This window comes from Hominilimicola sp. (genome assembly GCF_046972485.1).
In the GTDB taxonomy this organism is placed as follows: Bacteria; Bacillota; Clostridia; order UBA1381; family UBA1381; genus Hominilimicola; species Hominilimicola fabiformis.
In genome coordinates this window covers 1-16,661 of the sequence record NZ_JBKVWU010000042.1, presented here as the reverse complement: position 1 = coordinate 16,661, position 16,661 = coordinate 1, and the positions used below count along the sequence as shown (strand labels likewise).

The 16,661-nt window shown below is 39.4% G+C and carries 17 protein-coding genes; 12 read left to right on the top strand and 5 right to left on the bottom strand.

What is annotated here, in order from left to right:
• The first annotated feature begins 84 nt into the window (after positions 1 to 84).
• Positions 85 to 1,350 (top strand): chloride channel protein, encoded by a 1,266-nt coding sequence (locus ACLTU0_RS06315; RefSeq protein ID WP_412321680.1) that lies wholly within the window; start codon positions 85 to 87, stop codon positions 1,348 to 1,350.
• Positions 1,351 to 1,496: 146 nt separating this feature from the next.
• Entirely contained in the window at positions 1,497 to 2,396 is a 900-nt protein-coding gene (locus ACLTU0_RS06310; RefSeq protein ID WP_412321679.1) for a putative ABC transporter permease, read from the top strand.
• Between the two features lie 40 nt (positions 2,397 to 2,436).
• On the opposite strand, the gene ACLTU0_RS06305 is transcribed toward ACLTU0_RS06310, so the two are convergent.
• Complete coding sequence (locus ACLTU0_RS06305) at positions 2,437 to 3,687, bottom strand: hypothetical protein (RefSeq protein ID WP_412321678.1); 1,251 nt, start codon at positions 3,685 to 3,687, stop codon at positions 2,437 to 2,439.
• A 218-nt stretch (positions 3,688 to 3,905) separates the two neighbouring features.
• On the opposite strand from ACLTU0_RS06305, the gene argC reads away from it, so the two are divergent.
• Genes argC through ACLTU0_RS06290 form a run of 3 tightly spaced genes read left to right on the top strand, consistent with a single transcriptional unit; the run spans position 3,906 to position 7,558 of the window.
• The gene (gene argC / locus ACLTU0_RS06300; protein ID WP_117965103.1) at positions 3,906 to 4,943 is read left to right on the top strand and encodes an N-acetyl-gamma-glutamyl-phosphate reductase; all 1,038 of its coding nucleotides are present in this window, start codon (positions 3,906 to 3,908) and stop codon (positions 4,941 to 4,943) included.
• A 15-nt stretch (positions 4,944 to 4,958) separates the two neighbouring features.
• Positions 4,959 to 5,831, top strand: a complete 873-nt coding sequence (gene argB, locus ACLTU0_RS06295) for an acetylglutamate kinase (protein WP_022230405.1) — start codon at positions 4,959 to 4,961, stop codon at positions 5,829 to 5,831.
• Between the two features lie 20 nt (positions 5,832 to 5,851).
• Entirely contained in the window at positions 5,852 to 7,558 is a 1,707-nt protein-coding gene (locus ACLTU0_RS06290; RefSeq protein ID WP_412321677.1) for a proline--tRNA ligase, read from the top strand.
• A 27-nt stretch (positions 7,559 to 7,585) separates the two neighbouring features.
• Here ACLTU0_RS06290 and rlmH read toward each other — a convergent pair whose 3' ends face one another.
• From rlmH to rpmB, 4 genes are all read right to left on the bottom strand, one after another.
• Positions 7,586 to 8,062: a 23S rRNA (pseudouridine(1915)-N(3))-methyltransferase RlmH gene (gene rlmH, locus ACLTU0_RS06285; RefSeq protein WP_117965099.1), complete on the bottom strand. Its 477-nt coding sequence runs from the start codon at positions 8,060 to 8,062 to the stop codon at positions 7,586 to 7,588.
• A gap of 12 nt (positions 8,063 to 8,074) precedes the next feature.
• Positions 8,075 to 8,851, bottom strand: a complete 777-nt coding sequence (locus tag ACLTU0_RS06280) for an MBL fold metallo-hydrolase (RefSeq protein ID WP_147513530.1) — start codon at positions 8,849 to 8,851, stop codon at positions 8,075 to 8,077.
• Between the two features lie 62 nt (positions 8,852 to 8,913).
• Entirely contained in the window at positions 8,914 to 10,194 is a 1,281-nt protein-coding gene (locus ACLTU0_RS06275; RefSeq protein ID WP_337600512.1) for a UDP-N-acetylglucosamine 1-carboxyvinyltransferase, read from the bottom strand.
• Positions 10,195 to 10,375: 181 nt separating this feature from the next.
• Positions 10,376 to 10,564, bottom strand: a complete 189-nt coding sequence (rpmB, locus tag ACLTU0_RS06270; RefSeq protein WP_022230410.1) for a 50S ribosomal protein L28 — start codon at positions 10,562 to 10,564, stop codon at positions 10,376 to 10,378.
• A 243-nt stretch (positions 10,565 to 10,807) separates the two neighbouring features.
• Between rpmB and hprK the strand changes: the two genes are divergently transcribed.
• From hprK to ACLTU0_RS06235, 7 genes are all read left to right on the top strand, one after another.
• Positions 10,808 to 11,755, top strand: coding sequence for an HPr(Ser) kinase/phosphatase (gene hprK / locus ACLTU0_RS06265; protein WP_308456429.1), 948 nt, complete (start codon positions 10,808 to 10,810; stop codon positions 11,753 to 11,755).
• A 64-nt stretch (positions 11,756 to 11,819) separates the two neighbouring features.
• Entirely contained in the window at positions 11,820 to 12,551 is a 732-nt protein-coding gene (locus tag ACLTU0_RS06260; RefSeq protein WP_147513532.1) for a phosphatase, read from the top strand.
• Between the two features lie 19 nt (positions 12,552 to 12,570).
• Positions 12,571 to 13,470, top strand: a complete 900-nt coding sequence (gene murB / locus ACLTU0_RS06255) for a UDP-N-acetylmuramate dehydrogenase (protein ID WP_022230413.1) — start codon at positions 12,571 to 12,573, stop codon at positions 13,468 to 13,470.
• Positions 13,471 to 13,484: 14 nt separating this feature from the next.
• Positions 13,485 to 14,342, top strand: coding sequence for an RNase adapter RapZ (rapZ, locus tag ACLTU0_RS06250; protein ID WP_022230414.1), 858 nt, complete (start codon positions 13,485 to 13,487; stop codon positions 14,340 to 14,342).
• Between the two features lie 54 nt (positions 14,343 to 14,396).
• Positions 14,397 to 15,377, top strand: a complete 981-nt coding sequence (locus ACLTU0_RS06245) for a gluconeogenesis factor YvcK family protein (RefSeq protein ID WP_412321676.1) — start codon at positions 14,397 to 14,399, stop codon at positions 15,375 to 15,377.
• A 26-nt stretch (positions 15,378 to 15,403) separates the two neighbouring features.
• On the top strand, positions 15,404 to 16,261 hold the full coding sequence (gene whiA, locus ACLTU0_RS06240) for a DNA-binding protein WhiA (protein ID WP_022230416.1): 858 nt from the start codon (positions 15,404 to 15,406) through the stop codon (positions 16,259 to 16,261).
• A 16-nt stretch (positions 16,262 to 16,277) separates the two neighbouring features.
• On the top strand, positions 16,278 to 16,661 hold a 384-nt coding region (locus tag ACLTU0_RS06235), incomplete at its 3' end, for a PHP domain-containing protein (protein ID WP_412321675.1).

Below are 16,661 nucleotides of genomic sequence, written 5' to 3'. Positions count from 1 at the left end.
AATATTTAGCATATAAATATGTTGAAAAAAACGGTGTAAAATGATATAATTTAATATATTATAAAAAGAAACAGGGAGATAAATATGATAAAGGATATAGCGATTGGAAAAATGAAATCTGCGTCAAATTACGTTATTACATTTTTGAAATGGGCGTTGATTTCAATAATAATCGGAGTGGTTGGTGGATGCGTCGGCGCTTTGTTTCATATGAGTGTAAATTATGCGAATATTATTTTTACAATGCACGATTGGTTTGTACTGTTTCTTCCGATAGGCGGTATTATAATCGTGGCAATGTACAAAGCGTGTAAAATGCTTGAAAACAAGGGTACGGACAGTATTATTTCGTCAATAAGAAATGATGAAAAAGTACCTATTTCACTTGCACCGCTTATATTTGTAAGTACGGTTATAACTCATCTTTGCGGCGGCAGTGCCGGCAGAGAAGGTGCGGCGCTTCAGCTTGGCGGAAGTATAGGAAGCAATATCGGCAGACTTTTTAAGCTTGATGAAAAAGATATGCATATGGTTGTAATGTGCGGAATGAGTGCGGTGTTTTCGGCTCTGTTCGGTACACCTATAACGGCGGCTGTGTTTGCACTCGGTGTGACAAGCGTGGGAATTATGTATTATTCGGCACTTGTGCCGTGTCTTATGTCATCACTTGCGGCATTTTTGGTTACAAGATTTGCCGGACTTGAGCCGACTCAATTCGCAATAACCGTTATTCCGCAAACAGGCGTTATAACGATTTTACAGACAATACTTATTTCAGCATTGTGTGCGGAACTAAGCATAATATTCTGTGCGACAATGCACTATACGGCAAGATATTTAAAAATATGGTTTAAAAATCCATATATAAGAGTAGTTGTCGGTGCGTTGGCGATAATCGCACTTACATATTTAACAGGCTCACGAGATTATAACGGTTCGGGAATGGATATAATTGAACATGCCGTTGTCGGCGGTCACGCAAAAGGTTGGGCGTGGGTATTGAAAATTGTGTTCACTGCAATAACAATCGGTGCGGGATTTAAAGGCGGAGAGATTGTTCCGACATTCTTTATCGGTGCGACATTCGGTTGTGTTGTCGGTCATTTGTTCGGTTTAAATCCGGGATTTGCGGCGGCAATCGGAATGATTGCAATGTTCTGCGGTGTGCTTAACTGTCCGATTGCGTCGATAGTTTTAAGTATTGAATTGTTCGGCTCAAAAGGCTTTATACTTTTTGCTATTGCGGCAGGTGTGAGTTATATGTTATCGGGGTATTACGGACTATACAGCAGTCAGAAGATTATGTATTCGAAATTAAGAGCGGAATACATCAATAAAGATACAAAGTAAGACAACTGAAATTCCCCGCAGCACTACTTTTTTGCTTGAGGCAGTACCTGCGTACGGCATCGCAAGCTGCAAAGCAGCAATGTGAACAATTTTATGATATACAAAAAATAATATTTTCTAAAAATATCAGAGAAAGGAATTAACAAATGATATTAGGCTATTCAATTTATGAACTTTTATGGCTATTCTTCATTTACGCATTTTTCGGTTGGTGTATCGAAGTAGTATTTTGCGGACTTAATGAAGGTCATTTTATAAACCGCGGTTTCCTAAACGGACCTGTTTGTCCGATATACGGTGTCGGCGGTGTGATAGTTGTATTATGTCTTACGCCGATAAAAGACAATATATTTTTACTTTTTGTCGGCTCAGCGTTGCTTACGTCAATATTGGAACTGATTACAGGTTTTGCACTCGACAAAATATTTCACGCACGTTGGTGGGATTATACGGATATGCCGTTTAACATAGGCGGTTACATATGCCTTAAATTTTCGATATATTGGGGGTTTGTGTGTATCACACTTATGAAAGGTATTCACCCTGTTATACTCGGATTTGTAAGATTTATACCGCATATGTTGGGACTTGTTGTAGTTGTATTTTTTGCGGCAGTGTTTGTGGCTGATGTTATTATAACCGTTATAACCATTAATAATCTTACAAAACGTGTTAAACTTATGAATGATATTGCGAAGAAAATTCATAATGTTTCCGACGAAGTCGGCGAACATATTTATGACGGTGCCAACGATATTATGAAAAAGGGCATTGAGATATACAACAGTGAAAACGTACAGGAAATTCGTGAGAATTTGGACGATATGAAAGAGAAGTACGAGCATAAGAAAGAAGAAATCAAGTTAAAGCATAAGGACGATTTGGACGAACTTAAAGCGAAGTACGATAATCTTGTTAAAGAAACGCATATATTCCAAAAACGTATTATTAAAGCATTCCCGAATTTGACATCAAGACGATACGAAGAACAGCTTGCAAAACTTAAAGAAAAAACGTGGAAATTTAAAAAGAAAAATAAAAAATAATCAAAAAATCCGATGGTTTCATACCATCGGATTTTCGTTTTTAATTGTTGTCACTGTAAAGGTAAACCCATAAAACGGTAAGCAAGGCTATTGCGATACCGCCGCCCAAGCATACTGCCGGCAGACGGGTTGAACTCTTTAATGATTTCTCAATATGAATAGCCGGTGCTTTTGTAGGCTCTGAAAGACCGTCGCTGTCATCATACTTTGATGTTTTTGAAAGCTTCAGAGTACCTTTTGATTTTTTATAAAGTAAAGTGTTTCTGTCGTAATCGGCTTTTATCTGTTTAAGTTCTCTGTCCGAAAGAGGTATACAGTCCGTTCTGACCTTCAAAATCTGATAACCGTTATCAGCCATATCACTTCTGCGCAAAAGTGCATAGTTGTAATATGAACGGTCGGTAGAGAAACGAACGTAATAAATCTCGTCACCAAGATTATATGCCTCTGAAATCAGATAAAATCTGTCACCGTTCGGTTCGACGTTAAGTGCGTTTTGGTATTCGTCCATAGTCGTGTAGTTTGCAATATCAAAATCGGTATAGCTTACTACATTTTTAAGAACTTCCTCAATCTGATGTTCGTCCTCATCACTCAAACGTTCCGCAATATCCTCATATGTAACACTGTCGGCGGCGGAGTTTTTCAATTTGTCGAAAAAGTCGCCGATATTTTTGTTATATTGGGAAACGTCTATATTTGGGTGGAAATATTCCGAACTGAAGTCCATAACACCTGTTTCCGAAAGCACCTGCGGTGCGTTTACATATTCAAACGCATCACCGTCGATAACGGTGTAATAATCCGCGTGAACAAGTTCGTCACCTTCAAACACCTTGTATGTTATATAACGTTTTTCAGCGCTTGAACCGAGAGAAAATACACCCGATTGACCAAGCGGTATTTGATTGTAATTAACGTCTAAAATAGCGATACGTTCCGCATTTTCCGTTTCTTCGTCATATTTCCAAACGTGACATGAAGCGGTAGTGTATCCGCTGTCCGCAAGGAAAATAACAAGATACGGATTTTCATTTGCGTCAAAATTTACTATATCACTGTACACAACGCCGTTAGGTATATTGTCCTCCGAAATTGAAAGAGAATCACCTGCGTTTTCGGTGTGCATTGAACTGTAAGTGTACAAATAGTTATTAAGTACATAAGCATATACCGCCGCCATCTTGCCGACAGGCTCATCAGCAACAACAGTGCTGAACGTAAGACAGGACATTAAAATTACAATCGAACAGAAAACAGATAACAAGCTGAATATTCTGTTTTTCAACATCACACCCCCCTATGTTTACATAATTCTTAATATTATACATTATACAAGTAAATCTGTGACAATTCAACTTGATTTTTGTTAAGAGCATATTACAATAATGTGGCATTTTACCCTTTACAAATTTCAAAATGTGTATTATAATTAATTAGATAGTAGCAAAAAATAGGGTAAAAAAACGATAAAGTGCCTTATTTTTTATTTGGAAGGAAGGATACGAAATGATAAAAGCGGCAGTTCTCGGAGCAACGGGATATGCAGGTATTGAGCTTGTAAGATTATTAACATCACATCCGGAGGTAAGTATTGAAATACTCGGTTCGCACAGTTTTGCGGGACAGAAGATAAGTGATGTTTATAAGAACTTCAATCATGTACTTGAAAAGGAATGTGAAGAACTTGACCTTGATAAGGTCGGTGCTTGTGATGTGGCATTTACCGCACTTCCGCACGGTGCGTCAAAATCGGTAATTCCGTCATTACTTGAAAAAGGTCTTAAAGTTATCGACCTTAGCGGTGATTACAGATATGATGACGTGGCTGTGTATGAAAAGTGGTACGGTGAAAAACATTCATCACCCGAACTTTTAAAGGAGTCTGTTTACGGACTTCCCGAACTTCACAGAGATAAGATTAAGAATGCAAGACTTATCGGTAACCCCGGCTGTTACACAACTTGTTCAATACTCGGAACAGTTCCGCTTTTGGCAAATAAAATTGCTGAAACAAAGAATATTATTGTTGACGCAAAATCCGGTGTTACAGGTGCAGGACGCGGTCTTAAACTTCAAAACAGTTTCTGCGAATGTACTGAAAATATGAAAGCGTATAAGGTAGCAACTCACCGTCATACTTCTGAAATCGAGCAGGAGCTTAGCAATGTTGCAGGTGAAGAAATAATGATTTCGTTTACGCCACACCTTATTCCGCAAAAACGCGGAATACTTTCGACAATCTATGTAAATCTAAACAGAAAGTCAAGTGCGGAAGAACTTACGGAAATGTACAAGGAATTTTATAAGGACGAATTTTTTGTAAGAGTTAAGGAAGTGGGCGACTTGCCTGAAACAAAACACGTTGCAGGTTCAAACTTCGTTGATATAGGCGTGTGCTATGATGAAAGACTTCAAAGAGCCGTAGTCGTATCGTCACTTGACAATATTGTAAAGGGTGCTGCGGGACAAGCTGTTCAGAATATGAACTTGTTATTCGGCTTGGACGAAAAGACAGCCCTTACAAATCCGGGATTTTATTTATAATAGAGGGTGGAAGTAATGCAAGAACTTATAAAAAAAGCGGGAATACTTATAGAGGCACTTCCGTATATACAGAAATTTTCCGGCAAAACCGTCGTTATCAAATACGGCGGCAATGCTATGATAAACGAAGAATTAAAGAACTCCGTGATGGAGGATATTACTCTTTTGAAGTTTATCGGACTTAATCCGATTGTCGTACACGGCGGAGGCCCCGATATTTCAAAGGCTCTTAACGAACGCGGTGTAAAGAGTAAATTCGTAAACGGTTTGCGTGTGACGGACGATATCACAATGCAGACTGCTCAACAGGTACTTATAGGCAAAACAAATAAAGAAATTGTCGCACTTCTTAATACAAACGGCGGTCGTGCAGTCGGTATCAGTGGTATTGACGGCAGTTTTATCGAGTGTAAAAAGCAGTATACGGAAGTAGACGGCGAAAAGGTTGATATAGGCTATGTCGGCGATATTGTTCACGTTAAGCATTGTTTGATTGACTTATTGTCATCAGATCAATATATCCCTGTTATCGCTCCTATCGGTACCGATGAGGACGGCAACAGCTATAACATCAATGCAGATACGGTTGCGGCGGCAGTTGCGGCGTCTGTTGAGGCGGAAAAACTTATTTTGCTTACTGATGTTGAGGGTATTAAGGATAAAGACGGTAATGTTATTGCCGAAATACATAAAAATGAAATATACGAAATGATACATGACGGCAGCATCAGCGGCGGTATGATACCAAAGGTACTTGGCTGTCTTGAATCAATCGACGGCGGTGTTACGGGTGCGCATATCATTGACGGACGTATACCGCATTGCCTGTTACTTGAAATCTTTACAAAGACAGGTATCGGCACGCTTATTAAGAGTGATAAATATTAATAAAGAGAGGAATTTATATAATGAGAATGTCTAACTTGCTTATGCCGACGCTTAGAGAAGTACCGGCAGAGGCGGAAATAACAAGTCATAAATTAATGTTGAGAGCAGGTCTTATCAGAAAACTTGCGGCAGGTATATACTCATATCTTCCGCTTGGACTTCGCACTTTGCAAAAGGTTGAACAGATTGTCCGTGAAGAAATGGACAACGCAGGCGCACAGGAACTTTTGATGTCGGCACTTTTGCCTGCTGAGGCTTATCAGGCGTCGGGCAGATGGGAAGTGTTCGGACCGAGTATGTTCAAAATGAAAGACAGAAACGACCGTGATTTCTGTCTTGGTCCTACACACGAGGAACTTTTCACTCAAACTGTAATTGACAGTGTTCGTTCATATAAAGAATATCCAATGACTTTATATCAAATTCAGCATAAGTATCGTGACGAGGGACGTCCGAGATTCGGCATTATAAGAAGCCGTGAATTTATAATGAAGGACGCGTACAGCTTTGACCTTACGGAAGAAGGACTTGATAAGTCATATCAAAAAATGTATGACGCATATTGCAGAATATTCAACCGTCTTGGACTTGATTTCACTATCGTTGACGCTGACAGCGGCGCTATGGGCGGCAGCGGAAGTCAGGAATTTATGGTTAAGTCGCCAATAGGCGAGGACGGTATTGCTTATTGTGATGACTGCGGATATGCGGCTAACTATGAAAAAGCTGAATGTATTCCTCAAGAAAAGCCGTCACCGTATGGTGATTTGGATATGGAAAAAATCCATACTCCGAATGCTCATACAATCGAGGAACTTGTAAGTTTCTTAAATGCAGAGGCTTATAACTTTGCAAAGACTATAATATATAAGGCTGACGATAAGTATATTGCCGCAATGGTAAGAGGTGACAGGGAAGTCAACGAAGTTAAACTTAAAAATCTTGTCGGCTGTGTGGACGATTTGGAACTTGCCGAGCCGTTTATGGTAAGACAGATTACAAATGCAGAAGTTGGTTTTGCAGGCCCTGTGGGACTTGATATTCCTGTATACGTTGATAAAGAAGTTGCGATGATGAAGAACTTTATTGTTGGTGCAAATGAAACAGATATGCACTATAAGAACGTAAATATCAATAAGGACTTCACACCGACAGAAGTTGCTGATATTCGTACAATCGAAACAGGCGACGTTTGCCCTAAGTGCGGCAAGCCTATAAAGACTGCTCAAGGTATCGAAGTAGGACATATATTCAAGCTTGGTACAAAGTATTCTGACGCACTTGGACTAAAGAGCCTTGACGAAACAGGAAAGAGCAAGACTGTTATTATGGGTTGCTACGGTATAGGTGTTACACGTTGTCTTGCAGCGGCTATCGAGCAAAACAATGACGAAAACGGTATTATCTGGCCTGTATCAATCGCACCGTATCACGCAATCGTTATCCCTGTAAATTCTAAGAATGAAGAACAGAGTGAAATTGCCGAAAAAGTATATAATGACCTAAAGGCAAAGGGAATAGAAGTATTGCTTGACGACAGAAACGAAAGAGCCGGCGTTAAGTTCAAAGACGCTGACCTTATCGGTATTCCTGTAAGAATTGTCGTAGGTAAAAAATGCGGCGAGGGCGTTGTTGAATATAAGGAAAGAACAGCAGAAAATGCTGTTGAAAAGAATATTGATGATGCAGTTAATGATGTTGTTGAATTTATAAACAATAACAGATAATTCAAAAGGAGTGGCTAAGCCACTCCTTTATTTATGATAACTTTCATTATTATTAATTTTAAATGCACGGTAAATTTGTTCAAGAAGAACGACACGCATAAGCTGGTGGGGAAGTGTCATTTTACCGAAACTCAATCTTAATGCCGACTTTGATTTTACGGTATCGGAAAGACCGAGTGAGCCGCCGATTATGAATGTAATATGACTTGAAGTCATTGAAATATCGGCGATTTTTTTCGCTAATTCTTCGGAAGAATGTTCCTTACCCTCAATACAAAGTGTAACGACAAACGAATTTTGCGGAAGTTTTGCAAGGATTTTATTTCCTTCTTTTTCTTTTATTTGCTCCATTTCCTTTTCGGACGCATTATCGGGTATCTTTTCATCGGCTACTTCGATTATATTTAATTTCGCGAACCTTGAAAGTCGCTTTGAATATTCGTCAATAGCGGCAGTGAAATATTTTTCTTTAATTTTGCCTACGGAAATAACAGTTATATTCATATTTTCCTCCGTTTAAAATAAAGTGGGCTTATATCTGTCGGCAACCTGCAAAGTCATATCTTTGCCGACATCAACCCCCGACTGTGAAAGTAAATTGTATGTTTCGAGCATAGCTATTTCCGGACGGTTGTTTTCTTTGCTTAAATGACCGAGCATAATGTGTTCGGTGCCGTTCTGTACAAGGTGCAGAGCGACTTTTGAGGCGGTTTCGTTTGACAAGTGACCGTATTCACCCAATATTCTGCGTTTCAGCGGATACGGATATGTACCGCATTTCAGCATTTCAACATCGTGATTTGATTCAAGCAATATTTTTTTACTGCCTGTTATCTTTTCTAAAATACTTTTTGTTATTTTACCTATATCTGTTGCAAGTGAATATTTTTCATCGCCAATCATAAAATTAAAACCGACAGGTTGTGCGGCGTCATGCGGAATTGCAAAAGGACGTATTCCGATATTGCCTATTTCAAAATCTGTATCTTCGGTGATTATTTTAATATTTTCATCGGCGATATTGCCTATATCCATACTTGTATGAGTCCCTTGTGTGGTGTAAATAGGAATATTGTAGCGTCTTGAAATAACCCCTGCACCTTTTGTATGGTCAACGTGTTCGTGCGTTATTAGGAGTGCGTCAATGCTTTCGGGCATTACGTCAATAGCGTGAAGCGATTCTTTTAATTTTGCACCCGACATACCGCAATCTATAAGTAAATTTGTTTTGCCGTCCGAAACGAATGTCGCATTACCGGACGAACCGCTTATAAGTGAAACAAAAGTAGCCATTTTAACCTTCCTAAAATTAATTAAGCCTGCCGACAAAAGTCAAGCAGGCTTGTATTTTTGAATTAATCCAATAAATCGTCAACGACTTGTACTCTTTCAATACTGCCGCCGAGGTTAACGAACTTTTCTTCAAAGTTTTCGTAACCTCTGTCAATATGATAGATGTCGGTGATTTCGGTAGTACCCTCAGCCATAAGACCGGCAATAATCATTGCCGCACCTGCACGAAGGTCTGTTGCCTTAACGTGTGCACCGATAAGTGAATTAACACCGTCAATAATCGCAAGTTTGCCCTCAACTCGAATATCAGCACCCATACGCTTTAATTCGTTTACATATCTGAAACGATTGTCCCAAACACCTTCACGCGCCATACTTGTACCCTCGATTGTTGTAAGGAACGTTACAAGCTGAGGCTGCATATCGGTAGGAAATCCGGGATAAGGCATAGCGATAAAATTAATGTGTTTAAACTTTGTATCGTCATTAACCCAAACTCTTACGCTGTCTTCACCCTCTGAAATATTAACGCCTGCCTCGATAAGTTTTGCACTTATGATTTCAAGGTGACGCGGAATTACATTTTTAAGAACAACATCGCCTCTTGTAGCGGCTGCCGCTATCATAAATGTACCTGCTTCAATTTGGTCGGGGATAATTGTGTATGTTCCGCCGTGCAAATCTTTTGTACCTTTAATTTTAATTGTATCAGTTCCCGCACCTCTTATGTTTGCACCCATATTGTTAAGAAAATTCGCAAGATCAACAATATGCGGTTCTTTTGCTGCATTTTCGATAACGGTAACACCGTTTGCGGTTGTCGCCGCAAGCATAGCGTTGATTGTCGCTCCGACGGTTATAACGTCAAAGAAAATATTTCCGCCCGAAAGATTTTCGGCAGAACCTTCGATAATACCTTTTGATGTATCAATGTCAGCACCGAGCGTTTTAAATGCTTTTATATGTTGGTCGATAGGACGTGTACCAAAGTCACATCCTCCCGGCGGATCAACAATAAAATTAGAAAAACGACCCAAAAGTGCACCCATAAGATAGCTTGAACCACGCATTTTGCGGGTAAGCTCACCCAACGGACGATATGAATCAACATTTGTACAATCTATATCAACAGTATTTTTATCTATATATTTAACATCAGCATTAAGCTGTTCAAGTATTCGTAAAAATAATTTTACGTCTTTTATATCAGGCAGATTTTCAATTCTGCAATTACCTTTAACCAAAAGGCAAGCCGGCAATATTGCGACTGCGGCATTCTTTGCACCGCTTATAGTAACTTCGCCTCTAAGCTTGTTACCACCCTTGACTAAGAGTTTCTCCAATCCGATACACCCCTTCAAAATCTATTCTAAACTATTATAACAGAAAAACCAATAAAAAGCAATTTAATTTATAAAAAAAATGACTTATTTTTTGAAAATAAATTGCGGTATGTAATGAATAAAAGTAAGAAAAAAACAGCTTGCCTAAAAAATAGCAAGCTGTCTCTATCTAAAAAAGTAATCAAACAGCACGTTCTACCTTTCCGCTGCGTAGGCAACGAGTACAAACATGCATTGACTTAACTGAGCCGTTAACAACTGCTCTAACCTTTCTTACGTTTGGCTTCCAAGTTCTGTTAGATCTTCTGTGAGAGTGGCTGACCTTAATACCGAAAGCAACGCCTTTTCCGCAAACATCACATTTTGCCATTTCATTACACCTCCTGACACGTTTGTTAAAACATCAAGAAATATTTTAACACAAAATTTTTAATAATGCAAGACTTTTATTACTTTTTTATTAAATTTTTTTAAAATTATGCTTTTGCACATATTATGACCGTAAATACAGCTAAAAACTTATGTATTTTTTATTGAAAAATGTATCGGTATGGGTTATAATAATAAAATAGGATATTTATAAAAATGTCATGAAAGGCGGACGTTCCAAATGATGAATGTTGATGAATATAAGCTCCCGCTAAAAAAGGTTATTGAGGAGTTTGAACTTGAAAAGATTTACGAAACTGATGATCTTGATTCTGTAATGATAACAAATACAGACGTAAACCGACCGGGACTTCAAATGGTGGGATTTTTCGATTATTTTGACAATAGTCGTATTCAGATTATGGGAAAGGTTGAATTTACTTACCTTGAACAGTTCCATGCCGACGAGAGAGCGGAGAAGATTGAAAAACTTATGTCACAGCATATTCCTGCACTTATCGTCACAAGAGGACTTCAGATTTTCCCTGAAATGATTGAATTGGCTGAAAAGTATAATGTTCCGCTTTTGAGAAGTGAGAGCGGTACTTCGGCATTTATGAGTGCGCTTATTGCGTATCTTAATGTACAGCTTGCGCCAAGACGTACACGTCACGGTGTGCTTGTCGAAGTATACGGCGAGGGTATTCTTATTTTGGGTGAGAGCGGCGTCGGAAAGAGTGAAACGGCTATCGAGCTTGTTAAGAGAGGTCACAGACTTGTTGCCGATGACGCGGTTGAAATTAAGAGAGTTTCGGACAAGACGCTTGTCGGCTCGTCACCTGAAATTATACGTCACTTCGTTGAACTGCGCGGTATCGGTATTATTGACGTAAAGGAAATATTCGGTATAGGTGCGGTTAAAGACACTGAAAATATTGATATGATTATTCATCTTGAGCCTTGGGAAGAGGGCAAGCAATATGACAGACTCGGTATGGTGGATGAGTATACAAATATAATGGGTATAAACGTACCGTCACTTACGATACCTGTAAAACTTGGCAGAAACCTTGCGGTAATTGTCGAAGTTGCGTCAATGAATAACAGACAGAAACGTATGGGATATAATGCGGCTGTTGAGCTTAACAACAGACTTATGAGCCAGATGGAAAGTCAGCTTGGTAATTTGTAAAGAGCCTGTCGACAAATGTCGATAGCTCCAAACTATTGTAATTTTTAGATAAGGAAGATATAACGTGAAGATATTATTGGACACACATACACATACATTGGCAAGTACACACGCGTATTCAACGGTTCTTGAAATGGCAAAATATGCGTCGGAGGCAGGAATGGAGGCTATTGCGATAACAGACCACGCACCTGCTATTCCCGACGGTGCACACCCTTGGCATTTTCAGAATTTGAAGGCCATTCCGCGTGAAATATACGGTGTAAAGATATTATACGGTGCGGAAGTGAATATACTTGACTTGGAGGGTAATATAGACCTTGCCGATGAGGTACTTGAAAAACTTGACGTTGTAAATGCAAGTATACACGCACCTTGCTACAAGGACGGTGACGCGACAGACCATACGAGCGCATATTTGGCGATAGTCAACAACCCTCTTGTGGATGTTATATGTCACAGCGGTTCACCGGCATTTGCGTATGATTATGAAAAAATCATAGACCTTGCAAAGAAAAATCATAAGCTAATAGAAATAAACAATCATTCGTTTGACGTCAGAAAAGCAAGTATTCCGAATTGCAGAAAAATTGCGGAAATATGCAAAGAAAAAGAAGTCGGAATAGTTGTAAGTTCTGACGCACACATTACGTTTGATTTGGGTAATTACAATAATGCGCTTGGTATGCTCAGTGAAATTTCATTCCCCGAAAAATTGGTTATAAACAGAGATTTAAAATCATTTGAAGCATATATGAAAGAAAAGGGAAAAGAGCTGTTTAAGTGGCATATGTAATTACGGAAAGGCGGAATATATGTTAGACAGAGAAAGACTTTCGGCTATTACTGACAATGTTGTTTACGATGAACCTATGAGTAAGCATACAACATTCAGAATAGGCGGCACGGCAGACGCGTTTGTATCGCCTGAAAACGCACTTGAAATCGAAAAAATTATTCATTTTTGCAAAGATACCGATACACCGTATATGCTTATGGGCAACGGATCAAATATGCTTGTCGGTGACGGCGGTATAAGAGGCGTTGTCATACACATCGGAAACGGTATGTCAAAGTGCAGAATTGAGGGTGAAGAAGTATATGCCGACGCAGGAATACTGATGTCAACGCTTTCAAAGAAAATCCTTGAGGCTAATCTTACCGGTTTTGAATTTGCCGGCGGAATACCGGGTACACTCGGCGGCGGTATATATATGAATGCAGGAGCTTACGGCGGTGAGCTTAAGGATATAATTGAAAACGTAACATTTATATGTCCTGACGGACTTATAAAAACCGAAACGGCAGATAAGCTTGATTTCGGTTATCGTCACAGTATGTTTGAAAACGGCGGTTATACCATTCTATCTTGTAAATTAAAACTTAAAAAAGGCAATTATGACGAAATTAAGGCATTGATGGCTGATTACAATAAAAGACGAAGTGATAAACAGCCTTTGTCACAGCCGTCGGCGGGAAGTACATTTAAACGTCCGGAGGGCTATTTTGCAGGTAAGCTGATACAGGATGCGGGACTTATGGGATATTCCGTAGGCGGTGCAATGGTCAGCGACAAACACGCAGGCTTTGTTGTGAACAAAGGCGGTGCAACGGCTAAGGATGTTTTGGATTTAATTAAGTATGTACAAGATACCGTGGAAGAAAAATTCGGAGTGAAATTAGAGCCTGAAGTAAGGCTTATAGGGGAACAGTAAGGAGAAGAAATCGGATGCAATATACAATAGTAACAGGAATGTCGGGCAGCGGAAAAACTAAAGTAATAAGATATTTGGAGGATATGGGATATTTTTGTATAGATAATATGCCTCCTATGCTTATACCGAAGTTTTCGGAAATGCTGACTTCGGTAAACGGTAAATTTAATAATGTTGCATTCGTTGTCGATACCCGTGTCGGCGATATGATAAATGAACTTTTGGCACAGATTGATGATTTAAAGCAAAAGGGATACGATTGCAAACTTTTGTACATCAATGCGGATGATGAAACACTTGTAAAGAGATATAAAGAAACACGACGTATGCACCCTATTGAAAATACAAACGGGCTTTTAGCATCAATAAGACAGGAAAGAAAAATGCTTTCCGCTCTTTACGAGGCTTCGGACTATGTTATAGATACGTCACATCTTACGGCGCAGGGACTTTTGCAGGAATTAAAAGAAATTTATGCGTCAGGCGATACAAAGCAAGGACTTGAAATTAATGTAATGGCATTCGGTTTTAAATACGGTATGCCGCTTGACGCCGACCTTGTGTTTGACGTAAGATGTTTTCCGAATCCGTTCTATATTGATGAATTAAAGCATAAAACAGGTAATGATAAGGAAGTTCAGGACTATGTTATGAGCTTTCCGAAATCGGTTACTTTTATGGAAAAGCTCGAAGATTTTATGGAATTTATGATACCTCTTTACATTGAGGAGGGAAAAATTTCTCTTACAATCGCAATCGGTTGTACAGGCGGTAAACACAGAAGTGTTACTATGACAAATAAACTTGCGGATTATTTAAAATCATGTGACTATACGGTTAATGTATCGTATCGTGATATGGGCAGGGAATAGTTTAAAAGGCGAATATTTCGCCGACGTTAGCTTTGTGAAAGGAGTTAATGGCAGATGATTTCAGATACAAAGGTTGTGGCGATAGGCGGAGGAACAGGTCTTTCGACTATGCTCAAGGGTCTAAAGCTACATACTCATAATATAACAGCGGTTGTAACGGTTGCCGATGACGGCGGTTCATCGGGAATACTTAGAAGTGACCTCGGTATGCTTGCACCCGGTGACGTGAGAAACTGCGTAAGTGCGTTGGCAGAGGTTGATCCCGTAATGGGAGAACTTTTGAATTTCAGATTTAAAGACGGAAGTTTAAAAGGTCACAGTCTTGGCAATCTTTTTTTGGCGGCACTTAATGAAACCTCGTCAAGCTTTGATGAGGCGGTAAAAAAATTCAGCCACCTTACAGGTGTGGTAGGAACGGTGTATCCCGTTACGAATGAGTCTGTAACGCTAAGAGCATTGCTTGAGGACGGCAGACTGATTGAGGGTGAGTCGCATATCGGCGTACACCATGACGGTCCTAAAAACGGTATAGTTAAATTAATGGTTAATCCCGAAAAACCAAAGGCTGTTGACGGAGTTATAAAGGCTCTTGAAAAAGCCGATATAATTGTTTTAGGACCGGGAAGTCTTTACACGAGTATTATACCTAATTTGCTTGTGGACGGTGTTGTTGACGCAATCAAAAAGAGTAATGCCGTAAAAATTTATGTGTGCAACATAATGAGCCAGGCAGGCGAAACGGAAAATTATACGGTGTCCGATCACCTTGCGGCGATTGAACGTCATTCGTATGAGGGTATTGCGGATATAGTTATTGCGAATAACGCAATAATTCCCGAAAGTCTTAGGATTAAGTACGCGTCCGAACATGCGCGTGAAGTTATGATTGACTCAATAAACGTTCTCAAAAGAGCGAAACTTGTACAAGGTAATCTTTTGCTTGTACGAAACGATAAAATCCGTCACAATTTCAGCCGTTTGGCAAGAACTATTATGAGATTGGGCAGTGACGTAAATTATTTTGAAAATAAATAAGATAAAGATATGAGAGGATTATTTTAATGTCTTTTTCATCACAGATAAAAGAAAAGCTGTGTAAGAGTGAATACGGTTGTATGAACTGTGCTGCATATGAATTGTCCGGAGCATTGATGTTCGGAGGAAATATAGGCAGTGACAGCATTAAGTTTGCAACAGAAAACGAAAACATTGCAAAGAGAATAACAGCGGATATAAATACGGCTTACGGAATACAGGTGGAAACACAGGTTATTTCAAAAGTACAGCGTATTATTATAGATAATATATATCAGGTTGAAAATATCACAGGCGGTATATCGCAATCGGACGATATACCGTTTTCGTGTTGCAGAGCATCGTTTGTGCGTGGTGCGTTTTTGGGCGGTGGCTCTGTTACAGACCCTCAAAAAGGGTATCATATGGAATTTAATACGAAAAGCGATGAGCAGGCACTTCGTTTGCAGAAATTGCTTAAAAATGAGGGTTTTAATTCAAAAATAACATACCGTAAAGGGTATAATGTTGTTTATATCAAGGGCAGCGAAGAAATTGCGGATATACTCGGATATATGGGCGCGGCACAAGGGGCGTTTGAACTGTTTTCGGTACAGATTGAAAAAGAAATGCGTAACGAAGTCAACAGACGTGTAAATTGTGAAAATGCCAACACGAACAAAGCTGCGAAGGCGTCATCAAAGCATTTGTTTGCGATAAAAAAAATCAAGGACGCAAAACAATGGGACAAACTGCCCGATGTATTAAAGGAAATAGCGATTTTACGCGAAGAATATCCCGAGGACAGTTTGAAAGAATTGGGTGAAAAAACAAATCCGCCGATTGGCAAATCGGGTGTAAATCACAGACTGAGCAGATTGGTTGAGTTAGCGGAAACGATATAAAGGAGGTTTGGGGCATATGCAGTTTTGCCATCTTCATACACATACCGAATACAGTCTTTTGGACGGTGAGGCAAGTATAAAAAAACTTGTTGCAAGAGTTAAAGAACTTGGCATGGATTCGTGTGCCATTACAGACCACGGCTCAATGTACGGCGTGGTTGACTTTTATCGTGAAGCAAAATCACAGGGAATACACCCCGTTATAGGCTGTGAGGTGTATATGGCACCGAGAAGTCGTTTTGATAAGGTACATGATATTGATAATAAAACAAGTCACCTTATTTTGCTTGCCGAAAATCAAAAGGGTTATAAAAATCTTATAAAACTTGTTTCGGCGGGATATATTGACGGATTTTATTATAAGCCGAGAATTGATTTTGAAATGCTTAAAGAGCATAGC

What these genes read in the sequence shown, in the direction of transcription:
- argB (WP_022230405.1), top strand. Translation starts at nt 4,959, where the DNA reads ATGCAAGAACTTATAAAAAAAGCGGGAATACTTATAGAGGCACTTCCG.
- rapZ (WP_022230414.1), top strand. Translation starts at nt 13,485, where the DNA reads ATGCAATATACAATAGTAACAGGAATGTCGGGCAGCGGAAAAACTAAA.
- rpmB (WP_022230410.1), bottom strand. Translation starts at nt 10,564, where the DNA reads ATGGCAAAATGTGATGTTTGCGGAAAAGGCGTTGCTTTCGGTATTAAG.
- ACLTU0_RS06305 (WP_412321678.1), bottom strand. Translation starts at nt 3,687, where the DNA reads ATGTTGAAAAACAGAATATTCAGCTTGTTATCTGTTTTCTGTTCGATT.
- ACLTU0_RS06290 (WP_412321677.1), top strand. Translation starts at nt 5,852, where the DNA reads ATGAGAATGTCTAACTTGCTTATGCCGACGCTTAGAGAAGTACCGGCA.
- ACLTU0_RS06315 (WP_412321680.1), top strand. Translation starts at nt 85, where the DNA reads ATGATAAAGGATATAGCGATTGGAAAAATGAAATCTGCGTCAAATTAC.
- whiA (WP_022230416.1), top strand. Translation starts at nt 15,404, where the DNA reads ATGTCTTTTTCATCACAGATAAAAGAAAAGCTGTGTAAGAGTGAATAC.
- ACLTU0_RS06280 (WP_147513530.1), bottom strand. Translation starts at nt 8,851, where the DNA reads ATGGCTACTTTTGTTTCACTTATAAGCGGTTCGTCCGGTAATGCGACA.
- hprK (WP_308456429.1), top strand. Translation starts at nt 10,808, where the DNA reads ATGAATGTTGATGAATATAAGCTCCCGCTAAAAAAGGTTATTGAGGAG.
- argC (WP_117965103.1), top strand. Translation starts at nt 3,906, where the DNA reads ATGATAAAAGCGGCAGTTCTCGGAGCAACGGGATATGCAGGTATTGAG.
- ACLTU0_RS06310 (WP_412321679.1), top strand. Translation starts at nt 1,497, where the DNA reads ATGATATTAGGCTATTCAATTTATGAACTTTTATGGCTATTCTTCATT.
- ACLTU0_RS06245 (WP_412321676.1), top strand. Translation starts at nt 14,397, where the DNA reads ATGATTTCAGATACAAAGGTTGTGGCGATAGGCGGAGGAACAGGTCTT.
- rlmH (WP_117965099.1), bottom strand. Translation starts at nt 8,062, where the DNA reads ATGAATATAACTGTTATTTCCGTAGGCAAAATTAAAGAAAAATATTTC.
- murB (WP_022230413.1), top strand. Translation starts at nt 12,571, where the DNA reads ATGTTAGACAGAGAAAGACTTTCGGCTATTACTGACAATGTTGTTTAC.